This window comes from Achromobacter marplatensis (genome assembly GCF_002209535.1).
Lineage (GTDB): Bacteria > Pseudomonadota > Gammaproteobacteria > Burkholderiales > Burkholderiaceae_B > Achromobacter > Achromobacter marplatensis.
Map to the genome: position 1 here is coordinate 1 of NZ_NJIG01000051.1, position 1,055 is coordinate 1,055.

The following is a 1,055-nucleotide window of genomic DNA, read 5'->3' on the forward strand; positions in this document are numbered from 1 at the left end:
AACCAGTACCGCCCGCACGAATCGTTGGGTGGCCTCCCGCCGGTGCAATTCATGCCTCGGCTAACCTTCGCTCCGATCGTCTATCAACCAATGTCTACTTGACGGGGGTGCTTACGCAAGTACGAAGCGGGCGAGGAAGACTACGCGGAAGACGAAGCGAAGCGCTTGAACAAGAACTCTTCCGATCGGTCGCGCCGCAGTTCTGACAATTGATTCGCGGATCGAGTTTTTCAAGATCGTGAGGTCCTAGCCCGAGGCTTGCCAGTCGCGAAACTGCTTGAACAAGCGAAATCCGACACAGGTTTAGCTTCTGAGCCAGTGCCGCCGGTAGTAGCAATCCCAGTAGCTGGTCATGCATTGCTGCGCCAGATCCAGAAAGGCCGGATTGCCTCGAAGAACCGTTCCATAGACGTGCTTGTCCAGTAAGGGCAAGCGCGCCTCGATGTCCTGCACGATTTCCACGACGTATTCGCTGCAGAGCTGCACCACGAACGACACAACCCAAGACTCGGACGGCCCAGCCAGCCGCTCAACTGGTACTGACGTACGTGGCCGTCATGATGGCGTGACTGTATGCACGCGTAGATCAGTGCCTGGGGTTCGTCCAGCTTGGAACCGGGAATCGCTACCCCCGTGCTGAACGCGATAGGGCAGCGCCAATGGTTCGTCCTGCACGTAACGGTTAACCCGCCGCCGCACATGACCGAGGGGCGGATCTCCTCGGCAATATGTGCTGCTTCGGCTTGTAGCCGCGCGGGGAAGGCCGCTGTTAGCAGCGCCGTCTGCTCTGGGGCGGCCTTGCGCGGGCGAGAGGGCATGTGGGGAAGGCTGCTTGAATCGCGTTTACCGTGTCATGCGGTGCGTCTGGCGCAAGACCACGGGACGCAGGGATACTGACGCTGCGCCATGAAGCACGGCAGGCGCTTACGCCGCCGCGGGAGTGTCAGTTTTTTTGTGTTTAAGGCACTCAGTGCCTGATCCCATAGAGGATCCGGCGTGTTGATGCTATCTCAGCGATACGGGTCAGTGAAGCGCTCTGCATAAATCACTGCGAA

Annotated in this window: 1 protein-coding gene; it reads right to left on the reverse strand. The window is 59.1% G+C overall.

Annotated elements, in window-relative coordinates:
• Nucleotides 1-303: 303 nt before the first annotated feature.
• Nucleotides 304-489, reverse strand: coding sequence for a hypothetical protein (locus CEY09_RS32685; RefSeq protein WP_234818453.1), 186 nt, complete (start codon nt 487-489; stop codon nt 304-306).
• Nucleotides 490-1,055: the final 566 nt, after the last annotated feature.